Origin of the sequence: Acidocella facilis ATCC 35904 (genome assembly GCF_000687875.1) — a bacterium.
GTDB lineage: Bacteria > Pseudomonadota > Alphaproteobacteria > Acetobacterales > Acetobacteraceae > Acidocella > Acidocella facilis.
Window position 1 is genome coordinate 404,714 of sequence record NZ_JHYG01000001.1, and the last position, 16,045, is coordinate 420,758.

Below are 16,045 nucleotides of genomic sequence, written 5' to 3' on the forward strand. Positions count from 1 at the left end.
ACGCTGTTCCAGGGGAGACATGGAAATTTGTCCGAAAGGGACAGGCTCTCAAGACTCAATCTTGGCGGCACAGGCCGGATTTAGTGGTTCGTCTGCCGATACGCACTGGGGCTGCAGCCGAAACGCTCTCGAAATGCCCTGCTGAAATGCGAAAAATTATTGAACCCATAAGCGAATGCGATTTCGCCGACAGCAAGATGGCGTTGCGCCGTGGCGCGCAGCGCCTGGGCACAGCGCTCCAGGCGAGACTGCCAGATAAAATCTGACAAGGAGATGTCGCTCCCGGCAAAGGCGCGATGCAGATGCCGCTTCGAGCACCCGAACTGCTCGGCCAGGGTCTGCACCGAAAGCTCCGGGTCGGCGATATGGGTACGGATATAATGCTTCACCTGAAATTCCAGCGTCTGGGCGGCGGAAACGCTAGCGCGCTCCTGCGCCGCGCCGGCGATGGCAAGGCGCAGCAGATTGGTCGCCACCTCCCCAAGCCCCGCCGCTTCGCTGGCGTTGGCCCGCGCGCCCTCGGCCAGAATGCTGTTGATGTAATTCGGAAAAATTCTTCCTACGGCCGACACTTGGCCGAAATCATGCACCCCGAAACAATCCAGTTGGGCAGCGGGTAAATGCAACTCTGCCTTCGGCACCAGAATCACGAATTGGTGGACCTCGGTCAGATTCACCACCCGATAGGGCCGCGCCGTATCGTAAAATGTCCACCCCGCCCCGTCGAGCACCACCTCCCGCCCGGCCTGGGCGAACAGGCTGCGTCCGGATAATTGGACAGCGACTTTTACGAATTCACGTGGACCGTTATTGGCACTGCGCGCCTCCCGCACCACCGCCACAGAGGAGGATGAAAGCTCGCAAAGCTTGACCTGCCCCGCTTCCTGGAAGCGGGCACGGCCAAAAAACGGTGCGTCGTCAATGATGTTGGATTTCAACCCCCCCATCATTTGCCAAAGCGCATGATCCCAAACGGGCATCTGACTCGCGCCAACAGCCTCGATCCATGTCCCCGGCGTCGTTTCACATGACATGCCGTTTCATCCCAATGCCAGCAGCAGCTGTTTTAGTTTTGATTTTAACGGTCAGAATAGAGCGATCGGCGGAACGCCGTCAAGAATTTCGGGTCAGATCGATTTAATATATATCATATCATATCGGCCTCATGCCCAGGGCGCCTGCCCGTGTCAGCGACATCAACGGCAGACAACACCACCTCACCGGCGCCAAAGCGCGTGGGCGATCCCTCTACGATACAGATTCAGATTGACGCGCCAACTCAAAAGCTAGAGCAGTGGCAAGCCGACATAATTCTCCGCCAGGCTCCGCTGCGCCGCCTCGGATTGGCGGATATAATCCAGCTCCGCCATTTGCAGCCGCCGGGAAAATCCATCCATCTCCGGAAAGCGATGCGTCACCGAGGTAAACCACCAGGAAAAGCGTTCCGCTTTCCACACCCGCGCCAAGGCGCGCGCGGAATAGCCCTCAATCCCGCCAGCCTTGCCGGACTTGAAAAATTCAACAAGCGCCTCCGCCAGAAACGTGACATCGGAGGCGGCCAGGTTCATCCCCTTGGCGCCGGTCGGCGGGACGATATGGGCGGCATCCCCGGCCAGAAACAAACGCCCCCAGCGCATCGGCTCGGCAACAAAAGAGCGCAGCGGCGCAATGGATTTCTCAAAAGCGCCCCCGCGAGTTACCTTCCCGGCCAGCTGCGGGCCAAGCCGCAGGCAGAGCTCATCCCAGAACCGTTCATCCGGCCAATCCTCAAGCTTCTCCTCCAATCCGCACTGCACGTAATAGCGGCTGCGGGTCGGCGAGCGCATCGAGGCCAGGGCGAAGCCGCGCTCGTGATTGGCATAGACCAGCTCTTCATCCGCCGGCGGCACATCGGCGAGGATGCCGAGCCAGCCAAACGGATAGACACGCTCGAACTGGCGCAGCACCGTGGCGGGAATCGCCGCCCGGCTGACGCCATGAAACCCGTCACACCCGGCCACGAAGCGGCAGGCGAGCTGCTTCGCCTCCCCCTGCGCGGTCCAGGTCACAATTGGCTCATCCCCATCCAGCCCATGCAGCGCCACATCCTCGGCGTTCCAGACGATCTCGACCCCGCGCGCCGGCGCGGCATCGAACAGATCTTTCATCACCTCCTGCTGGCCATAAACAACAACATGCCGCCCGCCGGTGAGTGCTGCCAGATCGATGTGGAACAACTCTCCATCCAGCGCCAGATTGGTGCCGCCATGCACCAGCCCCTCACGCTCCATCCGCGCATTCAGCCCAAGCCTGCGCAACAGATCAACCGTCACCTGCTCGAGCACGCCAGCCCGCACGCGCGCCTCGACATAAGCCCGGTCGCGCCGCTCCAGCACCACCGCGCTTATCCCCTTCTGGGCCAGCAGATGCGCGAGCAACATGCCGGCAGGGCCAGCGCCGATGATTGCGATGTCAGTTTTCATGGTCAGGATGTTCCCCAAACGCCAGGATAACGGCGCGTTGTATATGTTACATCACATAATAATCAGCCGCGCCGCGCCGCCCATGGAGGCTACGCCAAAAAACTTGGATATTTCACCAAGTCCAGGCTAAGTGGCGGCATGCAGGATTCCAGCGCGGTACCAAGCTTCTATTTATATGGCGAATCCCACCGCGCCGCCGCCCCCGGCTTCGTGCACGCGGAAGCGCTGGATGACCGCTCCCGCCCCTCGGACTGGACAATCCGCCCGCATGCGCATCGCGAGCTGGCACAGCTGATTTTCATCAGCAAGGGTGGCGGCGACATGCGCGCAGAGGCCCGCACGCTGCGCTTTCAGGCGCCGAGCCTGCTGGTGGTGCCCGCCGGACTCGTCCATGGGTTCACCTGGGTGGCGGAAACCGCCGGGGTGGTGATCACCATGGCCAGCACCTACCTCGCCGGCCTCACCGCGCGCGATGCGGATGCCAGCGCCCTGTTCGCCAACGCCGCTTCACTGGCGCTGCCGCCGGGCGCGGCAGCGTCCTTGCAGCGCCACACACGGGATTTGATGCGTGAACTAGGCTGGTCCGCCCCCGGACATAAAACCGCGGTGGATGCGGCAATGCTGGCGATTTTGCTGGCCGGCATCCGCGCCTGCGCGCAGGCCGGCGCACCGGCGCCTCGCGCCGGGCACTACGCCGGGCTGGTCGCCAGGCTGCGGGCGCGCATCGAAGAGCGCTTCAGGCTGCGCGAACCTGTCCCCGCCTACGCGGCGGCTTTGGGCGTCTCCGTCACCGCCTTGCGCAACGCCTGCACACGCATCGCCGGCGCCGCCCCGGCCACCTTGCTGGATGAACGCGCGATGCTGGAAGCCCGCCGTGCGCTGCTTTATTCAAACCTGTCCGTCGCCGAGATCGGCTATGCGCTGGGCTTTGCCGATCCCGGACATTTTTCCCGGTTTTTCACGCGCCATGCCGGCCAGTCCCCGCGCGCCTTCCGGGCGGCGGCGCAGTGAGGCGGCGCTCAGGTCTGGTCGGGCCGCGCGGAGAGCAGATCACGTAGGCCAGGCTTCAGGATCTTGCCGGTGCCGGTGCGCGGCAGCGCCGCGACGAAGCTGACATATTTCGGAATCTTATAGCGCGCCAGGCGGGTATTGAGAAAGGCGAGGATCTCCTGCGCATCCGGCCCGGGCTCGGCCACCACCACCGCCAGATGCCCCACCTCGCCCCAGCGCGAATCCGGCACGCCGATGACCGCCGCCTCGCGGATCCCCGGCATCCCCGCCAGTACCGCCTCGATCTCCACCGGATAAACATTCTCGCCGCCGGAGATGAACATGTCCTTCTTGCGATCGACCAGGAAAAAGAACCCGTCCTCATCCTGGCGGGCGATATCGCCGGTGCGAAACCAGCCCTCAGCGGTGAAGGCCTTGGCGGTCTCATCCGGCGCGCGCCAGTAGGCGGTGAAGATGTTTTCGCCCTTCAGCAGCAACTCCCCGGCCATGCCTGGCGCCACATCATCGCCATTGGCATCGACGATACGCGTCTGGATGGAGGGCGGGATCAGCCCCGCGGCACCCGCCTTCTGGTCGATCAGCGGAATATGAACCGGCATGCAGGAGACCGTCCCGGCCTCGCTCATGCCAAACCCATCGGCAATGGCGATGCCATCGTGCAGCCAGGCGCGTATGTCGGCGGCCGGGTGCGGCGCGCCGCCGGAAAAAATACCGGTGAGGGTGCGCAGGCGTTGCGGGTCGAAGCCCGGCTCGGCGCGCAGCATCTTCGCCATTTGCGGCACACAAAAATAATGCGTGATCCGCAAGTCAGGATCGGAGAGCCGGGCCAATGTGCGGGCGGCGTCAAAGCCCTCGCTGATCAGCACCGCGCCGCCGCGCATGAAGGCGGGACGCAGATTGGTGATGATCCCCATGACATGAAACATCGGCGTTTCCGCCAGCATCGTGCTCTCATGGGTGACACGGGCCAGCAGGCCGAAATTCACCGCGGTCTGGGTGATGTTGCGTTCGCTCAGCAACACGCCCTTGGGCCGGCCGGAGGTGCCGGAGGTGTAGAGAATGAGGCTGGGCGCGGCACGGTCGAACGGCACCAGCGCCAGCGCCGGCGCCTGTTCAATCTCGCTACGCAGCGCGGGCAACAAGGTCTGCCGCATAGCAGCGCCGAGCGGGTCCAGAAACTCGGCATCGCCAACCAGCAAGGCGGGATCACAATCATCGAGCAGCCGGCGCTGCTCGGGCAATGCCAGGCGCCAGTTCAGCGGCACGAAAATCGCGCCGATGCGCGCGCAGGCGAGGTGCAGCAGCGCCTGCTCGGCGCAATTGCGCCCCAGCGCCGCGATGCGCTCCCCCGGCTTGATGCCGTAATGCGACACCAACAGCCCGGCGGTCTGGGCGATCGCCTCGTCCCATTGCGCGTAGTTCCATTTGCGGCCGCTGGCGAATTCCAGCACCGCCAGCGCTTCCGGCTGCAGCCGTGCCTGCAGGCCGGGATCGTCCACGATATTGACCATTGCGGTTCCTCCCCTGGTAGGCGCGCTCAGTCTTTCAAACGATAGGCGCCAAGCCCGGGCTTGTAGGTTTTTTCATCGATGAACTGCCGGATCCCCTCTTTTCGTCCATCATTATCATAGGAATTCGCCGCCTCCTGGGCACGCACCAGATAATCCTCGGCATTCTCATAGGTCATCTCCCCTACCCGGCGCACGGCATCCTTTGTCGCCTTCAGCGCCACGGGGTTCTTCTTCAGCAGCACGTTGGCAACCTCGGTCACGCGCTGGCGCAGGCCAGAGAGCGGCGGCGCCTCATTCACCAGCCCCCAGGCGGCGGCGGTTTTGCCATCCACCATCTCGCCCATCATGGCGTGGTACATGGCGTTGCGGAAAGAGAGCAGCTCCACCGCCACCTTGGTGGCCCCACCGCCGGGCAGAATGCCCCAATTGATCTCGGAGAGGCCAAACTGCGCCTCCTCTGCCGCAAAGGCGAGGTCACAGGCGAAGAGCGGACCGTAGCCGCCGCCAAAACACCAGCCATTCACCATCGCGATGGTCGGCTTCTGGTACCAGCGCAGCCGCCGCCACCAGCCATAGGATTCACGCTGCGCCTTGCGCGTGGCGCCCAGCCCCTGCGCCTCCGTCTCCCGGAAATATTCCTTCAAATCCATGCCCGCGGACCAGGCCGTGCCCTCACCGGTGAGCACCAGCACCCCGACATCCTCGCGGAATTCCAATTCGTCGAGCACCTCCATCATCCGCCGGTTCAGCCCCGGGCTCATGCAATTGCGCTTCTCCGGACGGTTGAATTTCACCCAGGCGATGCGGTTTTCAACCGTGAACGCGACGGTATCGGTCTCAGACATTTTCATTCCCCTTCAAAAGCAAGGCCCGCGGCAAAGCCGGCGCGCCTCATCTGCATCCGGTTTTAATGCTATATATCATAACATACAAGCCCCGACGATGCCGCCTCGGTGGGGGATGAGATTGCGTCGGCCTCAGGCCGCGGGCATAGTCGCGCCATGGCGCTGAAACTGAAATCCCCCGCCCCTGCCCCGGTTGAAAGCGCGGGCCCCAGCAATCCCCTGGAACAGCTTCTGGGCTACCAGCTGCGCCGCGCCTCCCAGGCGATGATGGCGGATCTCGGCACCGAGCTGGCGGATCTGGACCTCAAGGTCACGGAAATGTCGGTGCTGATGGTGATCGAGGAGAATCAGGACATCACCCAGAGCGAAATCGGCCGGGTGCTGGCCATCCAGCGCGCCAACATGGTGCCGCTGACCACGCAGCTGGAACGCCGTGGGCTGCTGCGCAAGGGGGTGACCACGGGGCGGGCGCAAGCGCTGCGCCTGACGCCCGCCGGGCGAGCGCTGATGCGCGAATGCCGCAAGCGCGTGGCCCGGCATGAGGCGCGCTTCCTGGCCGGTATCGGCAAAACCCAGCGCGAGGCGCTGTTGCGGCACTTAAGGATGGTCTGGGAGGGTTAACGCTATCTGCGTTTCGGTTGACGCGCCAGACAGCGCCACATCATGCGCCGCGCCTCAACCAGCGTCTTGCAGCGCCGTCTCCAGCCGGTGATAGCGGCGCTGGTGATAGACCAGCCCGGTGGCCTGGGGACATAGTTTGACCGCCCGCACATCGCAGAACAATACGCGATGCGTCCCAATTTCGACGACACTGGAAATCACCCCATCAAAGGCGGCGGTGGCGCTCTCCAGCACCGGCGCGCCCGTTTCCAGGCGCCCCCAGCCCGCCTGGGCGAAGCGCTCCGCCATGCTCAGCCCCTGCTGACCGGAAAACCAGCGCGAAAGCGGCTCGCCATCCGCATTGAGCACATTCACGCATAACGGCCCGCCCTGCTGAAACGCCCCCGAGAGCCGGCTGTTTTTATTCATGCAGACCAGCAGCGTCGCCGGCGTGTCGGTCACGCTGCACACGGCGGAGGCGGTGAAGCCCATATCGCCCTCCGGCGCGCGGGTGGTGATGATGTTCACCGCAGCCCCAAGCCGGGCCATCGCATCCCTGAACAAGGTGGTGTCGATTGTCATCGGGCTGGCCTTTCCAAAACTCAACGCATCACGAACGGATCAGGCAATGGCGCATCCGAGAGATTGATCCAGACCGATTTGGTTCTGGTATAATCCAGGATCGATTCAACCCCGCCCTCGCGCCCCAGCCCGCTTTCCTTGTAGCCGCCGAAGGGCACCAGCGGCGAGATGACCCGGTAGGTATTCACCCACACCACCCCAGCCCGGATGGCGCGGGCCAGCCGGTGCGCACGCGCGAGATTTTGCGTGAACACACCGCTGGCCAGGGCGAATTTCGAATCATTCGCCAGCGCCAGCGCCTCGTCTTCGGTATCAAACGCCATCACGCTGAGCACCGGGGCGAAAAACTCCTCACCCCAGCAGGGCGGCTTGGGCGTGTCGCAGAGCAGGATCGTCGGGCGCAGATAGAAGCCCGCCTCAAACCCCGCCGGCACATCGCCACCGGTGATCAGCACCGCGCCCTGGTCCTGGCTGTCCTTGATCAGCGCCAAGGCCCGGTCGCGCTGGCGCGCGGTGGCCAGCGGGCCCATCTGCGTGGCCGCGTCGGCCGGGTTGCCGATGACGATCTGCTCCGCCCGCGCCTTCAATCTTTCCAGCAGCGCCGGCAGCAGCGGGCGCTGCACCAGCAGCCGCGAGCCGGCCACGCAGCTCTGCCCGCTGGCCGCGAAAATCCCGGCGATGACCGCGCTGACCACATTATCGGGATCGGCATCCGCGAAGGCCAGCACCGGCGATTTGCCGCCCAGCTCAAGCGTCGTCGCGGCCAGGTTGGCGGCGGAATTGCGGACGATATGCCGCGCCGTCTCCGGCCCGCCGGTGAAGGCGATGCGCGCGACCAGCGGATGCGTGGTGAGCGCCTGGCCACATTGCGCGCCAGTGCCGGTGATGATGTTCACCACCCCCGGCGGGAAGCCGGCCTCATGCACCACACGGGCGAATTCCAGCAGCGGCGCGGCGCCATCCTCGGCGGCCTTCAGCACGATTGTACAGCCCGCCGCCAGGGCCGGGCCCAGCTTCACCGCCGCCAGGAAAAGCTGCGAATTCCAGGGTACCATGGCGGCCACCACCCCCACCGGCTCGCGGCGCAGCGTCACCTCCATCTCCGGCTTGTCCACCGGCACGTGCAGCCCCATCACCTTGTCGGCCAGCCCGCCATAGAAGCGGAAATATTCGGCGATATAGGCGATCTGGCCGCCGGTCTCGCGGATGATCTTGCCGGTATCCCGGGTTTCCAGCGCGGCCAGGCGCGGTGCCGCCTCGGCCAGCAGATCCCCCAGCCGGGAGAGCAGCTTGCCGCGCGCGGTGGCGGTGAGCCCGGCCCAGGCGGGGGCGCGCAAAGCGGCATCGGCGGCGCGCACGGCGCTGTCCACATCCTGCGCGCTGGCGGCGGGCATCAGCGCCCAGGGGGCACCGGTTGCCGGGTCCAGGCTTTCGAAATGCGCCGCCGCATCCTCGAACCGCCCGTCGATATAATGCTGAAACCGCTTGAGTTCAGGCATATTCAGGGGCTTTCTGGAAATGCGGCATCACCTCTTCGATGAAGCGCCGCAGCGAGGCCTGCTTACGCGCAAAGCTCATGCCGCTATCGATCCACAGGCTGAACTGGTCATAGCCCAGCGCCTCATAGGCTTTCAGCCTTGCCACCACCTCGTCGGCGGTGCCGATGACCAGGCTCTTGCGCACAATCTCCGGGGCGTATTGCGGCATCGCGGCCATCTCTTCGGCCGTCAGCGCTTCCATCATGCCGCGCGTCACCGGCTTTTTGTTCTGGAACCAGGCGCCGAAATAGCAATAAAACCGGCTCAACTCCTCGGCCCCTTGCGCGGCGTCTTCCTCGTCGGCGGCGACATAAGTGTGCTGCAGCAGCATGATCTGCGGGCGCTTGACCTGCGGGTTGGCGTCGCAGGCGGTGTTGAAGCGCTGCATCAGACTCTCCACCTCCGCATCGCCGCTGGCCAGCGGCGTGACCTGCACATTGCAGCCCGTGCGCACCGCGAATTCATGCGAGTTCGGGTCACGCGCCGCCACCCAGATCGGCGGCCCGCCCGGCTGCAGCGGCTGCGGCACCGCGCTGGTTTTCGGAAACTGCCAATATTCGCCCTGATGTTCGTAATCGCCCTGGAACAGCTTCTGCACCGCGGGCACCAGCTCGCGCATGCGCAAGCCTGCCTCCATCGGTGTCAGCCCCGGCTGCAGCCGCTCATACTCGAAGCTGTAGGCCCCGCGCGCGATGCCAAGCTCCAGCCGGCCACGGGTGATCAGATCGGTCATCGCCGTCTCCCCCGCCAGCTTGATCGGGTGCCAGAACGGCGCGATCACCGAGCTGGTGCCCAGCCGGATCTTCGTCGTCTTCGGCGCCAGATAGGCGATCTGCAGGAACGGGTTGGGCGCGATGGTGAATTCCATGCCGTGATGCTCGCCGATCCAGGCGGCCTCCATGCCGCCGGCTTCGGCCTGCGTCACCAGCACCTCCAGCTCGTCCAGCAGCTCAATCTGGCTCTGCCCCGCGGAGAGGCGTTCCATATGCACAAACAGCGAGAATTTCATAATGTCGCTCCGTCGTAAAGCTATTGCGCGGCCTGCAACAGCACGGTTTCATCAAGAAAACGGCCAAGAACGTCATTCACAACCCCGGGTGCGGCCAGGCTCATCATGTGGCGCTGGCCGGGTAGCGCCACGGCCCGCCCTTGCGGGGCGGCGTCTGCCATGCGGCGGGACATAGCGGGCGAGGAATTCTCATCCTCCTCGCCGGTCAGGAACAAGGCCGGCATCGCCAGGCTCCCCAGCCGGCCTTCATGCGCGGCATCGGCGCGGGCAAACAGCCCATAGGCGCGGGCATAGCCGACCGGATCCACCGTCGCCAGCGCGGCGCCGACCCAGGCGGCGGTCTCCAACTGCTCGGGCGGCACCGGCGCGCCGAACCAGCGATCAATCGCCGCCTGCCGCCAGCCCAGCTCACCGGCCCCGGCCCGCAAGGCGGCGGCGCGTGCGGCCACGGCGCTGCGCTGTGCCGGCGTACGGCAATAGACCGCATTCATCGGCACCACCGCCCGCACCCGTTCAGGATGCGCCAGCGCGAATTCCAGCGCGACCAGCGCGCCCATCGAGTGGCCGACGAGGCTGACACGCGCCAACCCCAGCCCATCGAGCAGCGCCAGGAGCTGTGCCGCATAATCGTCGAGCGTGGGCACCTGCGGCGGCAACGCGCTGCTGCCATGGCCCAGCGTGTCATAGGCCACGACATCCCAGCGCGACGCGAAGGCGGCCATCTGCGGCGCCCAGAAGCCGGCATGCATGCCCACCCCATGGATCAACACCAGCGCCGGGCCGGCGCCCGCCCGGCAATAGCCGGTGCCGCCCAGCCGGCCGAGATGATAGCCCTCAGCCATTCAGGTCGCCCAGCTCGGCCAGATCCTTGTAACGATCGCCGATGCGATGGTGCGGGCGCCCGCCGATGGAGGCGCCGAGTGCCACCAGGATTTCATCCGGGCCTGGCGCATCGTCGATGCTGAACTGCACGGTGAGATAATGCGAGCGCATCCCCTCATCATGTTTGTGCATCAGCGGAATCTGGATCGAGGCGCCCGGCCCGCCACGGGTGTTGGTGAAGGCGAGATAGGATTTCGCTCCGACGGCGCGGCGGTAGTGATTGCCAAAGCGCAGCGTATGGATCAGCGCCGAGGCATGTTCAACCTCCCCCGCACTGCCGACGATGGCGCATTTGCCATAGCCTTCCACCGCCTCGCCCGAGCCGGCCAGGCGCAGGATTTCGGCGGTCAGCATCTCGCCCAGCACCGGCCCGATGGCGCGGATTTCCGGCGAGAGATCCTCCACGAAGCCCCGCCCGGCCCAGGGATTGGCGAGCACCGCGGCGGCGCCGAACAGCTTGAACGGCCCAGGCGCGGCGCGCCCGCCCTCGATGCGGATATCTTCGGTGTAGGTGACGAGCTTGCGCAGGGACAGCGTCATGGCGAACTCCTTATTGTCTTATGGTATACCATAAGATTGACAAGAGCGGGCTGTAAAGAGGAAACTGGCATTGCGGGTCGTTTTTGACTCACGACATGATAAACAAAGCCACGGGAAACAGGTCTTCTTCCATGCCGGACAGCCAACCAGACGCATTGCTGATCGACCGCCCCGCGAAAACCTTGCGGCAATTGGCGCTTGAGAAAATGCGCGAAGCCATCCTCACGATGAAATTCCGCCCCGGCGAGCGGCTGGTGGAACGCGCCTTGTGCGAGCGGCTGGGGGTCAGCCGCTCAGTCGTGCGCGAGGTGCTGCGGCATCTGGAATCCGAAGGGCTGGTCGAGACGATTCCCAATCACGGCCCGGCCGTGGCGGCCCCGGAGCCGGCGAAGATCGCGCAGATCTATGAGCTGCGCTCGATGCTGGAGGCGCTGGCCGCGCGCCACTGCGCCGCCCGCGCCACCCCGGCCGACCTCGCCGCCCTGCGCACGGCGCTGGAGGCGGTGCGCGCCGGCTACGGCGCCGGCGAGCCCTTCACCGTGCTGGCCGCCACCGCGCGGTTTTACGAGGCGATGTTCCGCGCCGCCGGACGGCAGGTGGCGTGGGAGCTGCTGGTGGCGTTGAATGGGCGGATCACCCATCTGCGCGCCCGCACCATCTCGACCTCGGGGCGGGAGCGCGACGGGATGGCGGAGATGCAAGCGATCCTGGACGCCATTATCGCGCGCGATCCGGACGCGGCGGCGGCGGCTTCGGTGCGGCATCTGCAAAACGCCCTGCAGCTGGCCCTGAAGCAGGGCCCCGCCGAAAGCCAGAGCCCAAACTGACCCGCCGCAACGCACAAAAAATCGCCAGACCGCCGCTTTTTGCAAAGACGCCTCATCGGCCTCACCCAGTTTGGCGATAAATACGGCAAGCCGGGCGCGTTTTCCTCTTTACAGCGTCTTTCCCTCGCTCTTATGGTATACCATAAGATAAACATACCGAGGCCCGCTCCGATGTTCTACGAGATGCGTACCTACAGGCTAAAGACCGGCATGGTTCCGGCCTATCTGAAACTGGTCGAGGAGGAGGGCATCGCCATCCAGAGCGCGCATCTGGGCGGGCTGGCGGGCTATTTCTTCACCGAGATCGGCCCGCAGAACGAGATCGTGCATATCTGGGCCTATCCCAGCCTGGATGAGCGCGACCGCCGCCGCGCCGCGCTCATCCGCGATCCGCGCTGGCTGGCGTTTCTTCCCAAAATCCAGGCCCTGATCGAGACGATGGAGACGAAAATCCTGCGTCCCGCGCCCTTCTCGCCGCTGCCTGGCAACCCGCTCAACAAGGAGGTCTGATGATGCGACGCTTAGGCTTGGGGCTTTGTCTGGCATTGGGCGGCATCGCCGCCGCGCAGGCGCAGAGCAGCATGGTGTTCACCAGCTGGGGCGGCACCACCCAGCAGGCCCAGCAGAAAGACTGGGCCGACCCGTTCACCAAGACCACCGGCATCAAGGTGCTGCAGGACGGGCCGACCGATTACGGCAAGTTCAAGGCGATGGTGGAGAGCGGCAATGTCTCCTGGGACGTGGTCGATGTCGAAGGTGATTTCGCGCAGGCAGCCGCCAAGGCCGGCCTGCTCGCCCCGATCGATCTGCCCGCGGCGGATGCCGCCCAGCTCGACCCGCGCTTCAACAGCCCCGACGCCGTCGGCTCTTTCTATTATTCCTTCGTCATCGCCTACAATAAATCGAAATTCAAAGGCGACGCGCCGAAGACCATGGCGGATCTGTTCGACACCGCGAAATTTCCCGGCAAGCGCTGCTTCTATAAATGGTCCTTCGCCGGCGTGCTCGAAGCCGCCTTGCTGGCCGACGGGGTGAAGCCGGACCAGCTCTACCCGCTGGACCTCGACCGCGCCTTCAAGAAGCTCGACAGCATCAAGAGCGACATCGTCTGGTGGAGCACCGGCGCGCAATCCCAGCAGCAGCTGGCGTCCGGCCAATGCCCGATCAGCCTGATGTGGAATGGCCGGGTGCAGGCGCTGCAGGATAGCGGCGTGCCGGTTGCGATGAGCTGGGACGACAACCTCACCACTGGCGACATGCTGGTGATCCCCAAGGGCGCGCCGCATCTGGCGGCCGCGCAAAAATTCATCGCCTACGCCACCAGCGCCAAGGCGCAGGCCGCCTTTGCCACCGATACCGGCTATGCCCCGGTGAATAAAGGTGCCGCCGCGCTGATGGGCCCGAAAGCCCTGGCCGCGCTGCCAGGCGCTCATGCCGCCAGCCATGTGGATCTGAACATGGCCTACTGGGCCGCGCATCGCGATGACATCGCCAACCGCTGGTATGCATGGCAGACCAAATAAGCCTGAGCAGAGCGGCGCCCGCCGCTTCGCGTGAAGCAAGGCGCCGCCGCGCCAGGGGCTTTGCCCCGGCGGCGCCGGTTCTCGCCTTCCTGCTGCTCTGTTTCGCGCTGCCGGTGCTGGCGCTGCTGCTGCGCTCGATCCTGGAGCCGCATCCCGGGCTGCAGAATTACGCCGCGCTGCTCGCCACCGGCACCTACGCGAATGTGCTCGAAAACACCTTTCTCATCTCCTTCATCGTCACCGCCATCACCGCTGTGGTCGGGCTGCCTCTGGCCTGGTTCATCACCGTGGCGCCGCGCCGCCTCGGCCGGCTGGTCTTTGGCATTGTCATTCTTTCGATGTGGACCAATCTGCTGGCGCGCACCTATGCCTGGATGGTGCTGCTGCAGGATACCGGGCCGATCAATAATTTCCTGATCTGGACCGGGCTCATCAAAAATCCCCTGCCGCTTTACGGCAGCTTGGCGGGGGTGGTGATCGGCATGGTCTATATCATGCTGCCCTTCATGGTGATTTCCCTGCGCGGGCCGCTGGCCGCGCTCGACCCGGCGATGTTCCAGGCCGCCTCACTGTGCGGCGCCGCGCGGCTGCAGAGCTTCACCCGCATCTTTCTGCCGCTGCTGCTGCCGGGGCTGGGGGCGGGCGGGCTGATCATCTTCGTGATGTCGCTTGGCTATTACATCACCCCCTCCCTACTCGGCGGCGCGCAGGACATGATGCTGGCGGAACTCATCGCCCAGCAGGTACAAACGCTGCTCAATTGGGGGCTGGCCGGCGCGGCCTCCTTCGTGCTGCTGGTGGTCACGCTGGCGCTCTATGCCGTGCAGGCGCGCTACCTCGCCCCGCATGGCCGGAAAGGGCACTGATCGATGTTGATGGAGTTCTCACTGCTCGGCTGGTGGCGGGTCGTGCTCTCGGCGGTGGCGGGGCTGGCGGCGTTGTTTCTGCTCGCCCCTCTGGGGCTGCTGATCGCGCTGTCTTTCGACAGCTCGCAATGGCTGCAATTCCCGCCCCCGGGCTGGACGCTGCAATGGTACGCGCAGGTCTTCGCCGACCCGAACTGGCTGGCCTCGCTGCTCACCTCGCTTGAGCTGGGGGCGGTCGTCACCCTCGCCTCGGTACTGCTGGGGCTGCTCGCGGGCTTTGCCATCGCGCGCGGGAGCTTCCCCGGACGCGAGACCCTGCGCGGCTTTTTCCTCACCCCGATGATCATGCCCTCGATCGTGTTGGGCATCGCGCTCTATGCGGTGTTTCTGCGCCTGCATCTGGCCGGCACGTTTTTGGGCTTCGTGCTGGCGCATCTGGTGCTGGCCCTGCCCTTCTCCATCGTCGCCATCACCGGCGCGCTGGAAGCGACCGACAAATCCCTGGAGGACGCCGCCATGCTGTGCGGCGCCGGGCTGTGGGAGGCGCGGGTGCGGGTGATTTTGCCCGCCATCCGCCACGGCATTTTCTCCGCCGCCATCTTCTCCTTTCTCACCTCCTGGGATGAGGTGGTGGTGGCGATTTTCATGGCCAGCCCTGGCCTGCAAACCCTGCCGGTGCGCATGCTGGGCGAGGTGCGGCAGAATCTCTCGCCGGATATCGCCGTGGTCTCCTCCCTGCTCGTGCTCGGCACGTTGCTGCTGATGGGATTGGCGGCCATTTTCAACAAGGATGCAAAGCGATGAGCGCCTATCTTGAGCTACGCAACCTGCGCAAGGAGTTCGGCGATTTCGTCGCCATCGACAATATCTCGCTGCGCATCGAGAAGGGCGAGTTCATCACCTTTCTCGGCCCGTCCGGCTCGGGCAAGAGCACCACGCTCTACGCCATCGCCGGCTTCGTCGAGCCCAATGCCGGCGATGTGCTGCTCAATGGCCGCTCACTGGTCGGGGTGGCCCCCAATCATCGTGATATTGGCATGGTGTTTCAGCGCTATACGCTGTTTCCGCATCTCAGCGTCGCGGAAAACATCGCCTTTCCGCTGCGTGTGCGCCGCCGGCCAAAAGCCGAGATCGAGGCGAAGGTGGCGCAAATGCTGGAGCTCGTCCATCTCACCCCGATGCGCGCGCGCAAGCCCGCCCAGCTCTCCGGCGGCCAGCAACAACGCGTCGCCCTGGCCCGCGCGCTGGCCTATGATCCGCAGATCCTGCTGATGGACGAGCCGCTCTCCGCCCTCGACAAGAAACTCCGCGAAGATATTCAAGGGGAGATCAAACGCATCCATGCCGAGACCGGGGTGACCATCATTTACGTCACCCACGACCAGGAGGAGGCGCTGCGTCTGTCGGACCGGATCGTGTTGTTCAACCATGGCGGTATCGAGCAGGTCGGCACCGGCGAGGATCTCTATGACCGCCCGCGCAGCAGCTTCGCCGCCGGGTTCATCGGCAATTCGAATCTGATCGAGATCCGCCTGGATGCCGGCGCCGCCCATCTGCCCGATGGCACCAGCCTGCGGCATTTCAATCACCCGGATCAGGGCGCCAAACGGCTGATGGTGCGCCCGGAGGATATGCATCTCGCCGCGGAGGGGATTGCCGGGCAGGTGACGGAGCGGATTTATCTCGGCGATGTCATCGCCTACACGGTGCGGACAGGCTGGGGGCAGGATCTATCCATCCGCGCCCAGCGCCGGGCGGCGCAGCACCAGGCCTATATTGGCGAGACGGTGAAAATCGACTTCAACCGTGAACAGGCCTACATCATTCCCGAGTAGGCCACGGACCCTGT

The 16,045-nt window shown here is 64.9% G+C and carries 17 protein-coding genes; 8 read left to right on the forward strand and 9 right to left on the reverse strand.

The window, feature by feature from the left end:
* Nucleotides 1-80: 80 nt before the first annotated feature.
* Both T331_RS0102020 and pobA read right to left on the reverse strand, forming a co-directional pair.
* Nucleotides 81-1,034, reverse strand: a complete 954-nt coding sequence (locus tag T331_RS0102020; RefSeq protein WP_081822087.1) for a helix-turn-helix domain-containing protein — start codon at nt 1,032-1,034, stop codon at nt 81-83.
* A gap of 252 nt (nt 1,035-1,286) precedes the next feature.
* A complete protein-coding gene (pobA, locus tag T331_RS0102025; RefSeq protein WP_026438828.1) occupies nt 1,287-2,462 on the reverse strand; it encodes a 4-hydroxybenzoate 3-monooxygenase in 1,176 nt (391 codons plus the stop codon).
* A 138-nt stretch (nt 2,463-2,600) separates the two neighbouring features.
* On the opposite strand from pobA, the gene T331_RS0102030 reads away from it, so the two are divergent.
* Entirely contained in the window at nt 2,601-3,473 is an 873-nt protein-coding gene (locus tag T331_RS0102030) for a helix-turn-helix domain-containing protein (RefSeq protein ID WP_026438829.1), read from the forward strand.
* 8 nt (nt 3,474-3,481) lie between these two features.
* Here the strand turns inward: T331_RS0102030 and T331_RS0102035 are convergent, their stop codons facing one another.
* Together T331_RS0102035 and T331_RS0102040 are read right to left on the reverse strand one after the other, a co-directional pair.
* Complete coding sequence (locus T331_RS0102035; protein WP_026438830.1) at nt 3,482-4,984, reverse strand: AMP-binding protein; 1,503 nt, start codon at nt 4,982-4,984, stop codon at nt 3,482-3,484.
* A 26-nt stretch (nt 4,985-5,010) separates the two neighbouring features.
* A complete protein-coding gene (locus T331_RS0102040) occupies nt 5,011-5,829 on the reverse strand; it encodes a p-hydroxycinnamoyl CoA hydratase/lyase (RefSeq protein ID WP_026438831.1) in 819 nt (272 codons plus the stop codon).
* Nucleotides 5,830-5,985: 156 nt separating this feature from the next.
* On the opposite strand from T331_RS0102040, the gene T331_RS17020 reads away from it, so the two are divergent.
* Complete coding sequence (locus T331_RS17020; protein ID WP_051622017.1) at nt 5,986-6,450, forward strand: MarR family winged helix-turn-helix transcriptional regulator; 465 nt, start codon at nt 5,986-5,988, stop codon at nt 6,448-6,450.
* A gap of 54 nt (nt 6,451-6,504) precedes the next feature.
* Here T331_RS17020 and T331_RS0102050 read toward each other — a convergent pair whose 3' ends face one another.
* Genes T331_RS0102050 through T331_RS0102070 form a run of 5 tightly spaced genes read right to left on the reverse strand, consistent with a single transcriptional unit; the run spans nt 6,505 to nt 10,980 of the window.
* Nucleotides 6,505-7,011, reverse strand: coding sequence for a flavin reductase (locus tag T331_RS0102050; RefSeq protein WP_026438832.1), 507 nt, complete (start codon nt 7,009-7,011; stop codon nt 6,505-6,507).
* A gap of 20 nt (nt 7,012-7,031) precedes the next feature.
* On the reverse strand, nt 7,032-8,510 hold the full coding sequence (locus T331_RS0102055; RefSeq protein ID WP_026438833.1) for an aldehyde dehydrogenase: 1,479 nt from the start codon (nt 8,508-8,510) through the stop codon (nt 7,032-7,034).
* Nucleotides 8,503-9,558 (reverse strand): LLM class flavin-dependent oxidoreductase, encoded by a 1,056-nt coding sequence (locus T331_RS0102060; protein WP_026438834.1) that lies wholly within the window; start codon nt 9,556-9,558, stop codon nt 8,503-8,505. The genes T331_RS0102055 and T331_RS0102060 overlap by 8 nt, the downstream gene beginning before the upstream one ends.
* Before the next feature lie 20 nt (nt 9,559-9,578).
* On the reverse strand, nt 9,579-10,400 hold the full coding sequence (locus T331_RS0102065) for an alpha/beta fold hydrolase (RefSeq protein ID WP_026438835.1): 822 nt from the start codon (nt 10,398-10,400) through the stop codon (nt 9,579-9,581).
* Nucleotides 10,393-10,980 carry an amino acid synthesis family protein gene (locus T331_RS0102070; RefSeq protein ID WP_026438836.1) on the reverse strand — a complete coding sequence of 196 codons (588 nt, stop codon included), beginning with the start codon at nt 10,978-10,980 and terminating at the stop codon, nt 10,393-10,395. Before T331_RS0102070 ends, T331_RS0102065 begins: the two co-directional genes overlap by 8 nt.
* A gap of 131 nt (nt 10,981-11,111) precedes the next feature.
* On the opposite strand from T331_RS0102070, the gene T331_RS17025 reads away from it, so the two are divergent.
* The 6 genes from T331_RS17025 to T331_RS0102100 all read left to right on the forward strand — a co-directional run bounded on the left by T331_RS17025 (nt 11,112) and on the right by T331_RS0102100 (nt 16,031).
* Complete coding sequence (locus tag T331_RS17025; protein ID WP_035178761.1) at nt 11,112-11,807, forward strand: GntR family transcriptional regulator; 696 nt, start codon at nt 11,112-11,114, stop codon at nt 11,805-11,807.
* Nucleotides 11,808-11,978: 171 nt separating this feature from the next.
* Nucleotides 11,979-12,317: an NIPSNAP family protein gene (locus T331_RS0102080; RefSeq protein WP_008493207.1), complete on the forward strand. Its 339-nt coding sequence runs from the start codon at nt 11,979-11,981 to the stop codon at nt 12,315-12,317.
* On the forward strand, nt 12,317-13,330 hold the full coding sequence (locus tag T331_RS0102085; protein ID WP_035178764.1) for an ABC transporter substrate-binding protein: 1,014 nt from the start codon (nt 12,317-12,319) through the stop codon (nt 13,328-13,330). The genes T331_RS0102080 and T331_RS0102085 overlap by 1 nt, the downstream gene beginning before the upstream one ends.
* On the forward strand, nt 13,315-14,196 hold the full coding sequence (locus tag T331_RS0102090) for an ABC transporter permease (RefSeq protein ID WP_026438838.1): 882 nt from the start codon (nt 13,315-13,317) through the stop codon (nt 14,194-14,196). The genes T331_RS0102085 and T331_RS0102090 overlap by 16 nt, the downstream gene beginning before the upstream one ends.
* 9 nt (nt 14,197-14,205) lie before the next feature.
* On the forward strand, nt 14,206-15,000 hold the full coding sequence (locus tag T331_RS0102095) for an ABC transporter permease (protein ID WP_244876875.1): 795 nt from the start codon (nt 14,206-14,208) through the stop codon (nt 14,998-15,000).
* Entirely contained in the window at nt 14,997-16,031 is a 1,035-nt protein-coding gene (locus T331_RS0102100; protein ID WP_008493212.1) for an ABC transporter ATP-binding protein, read from the forward strand. Before T331_RS0102095 ends, T331_RS0102100 begins: the two co-directional genes overlap by 4 nt.
* Nucleotides 16,032-16,045: the final 14 nt, after the last annotated feature.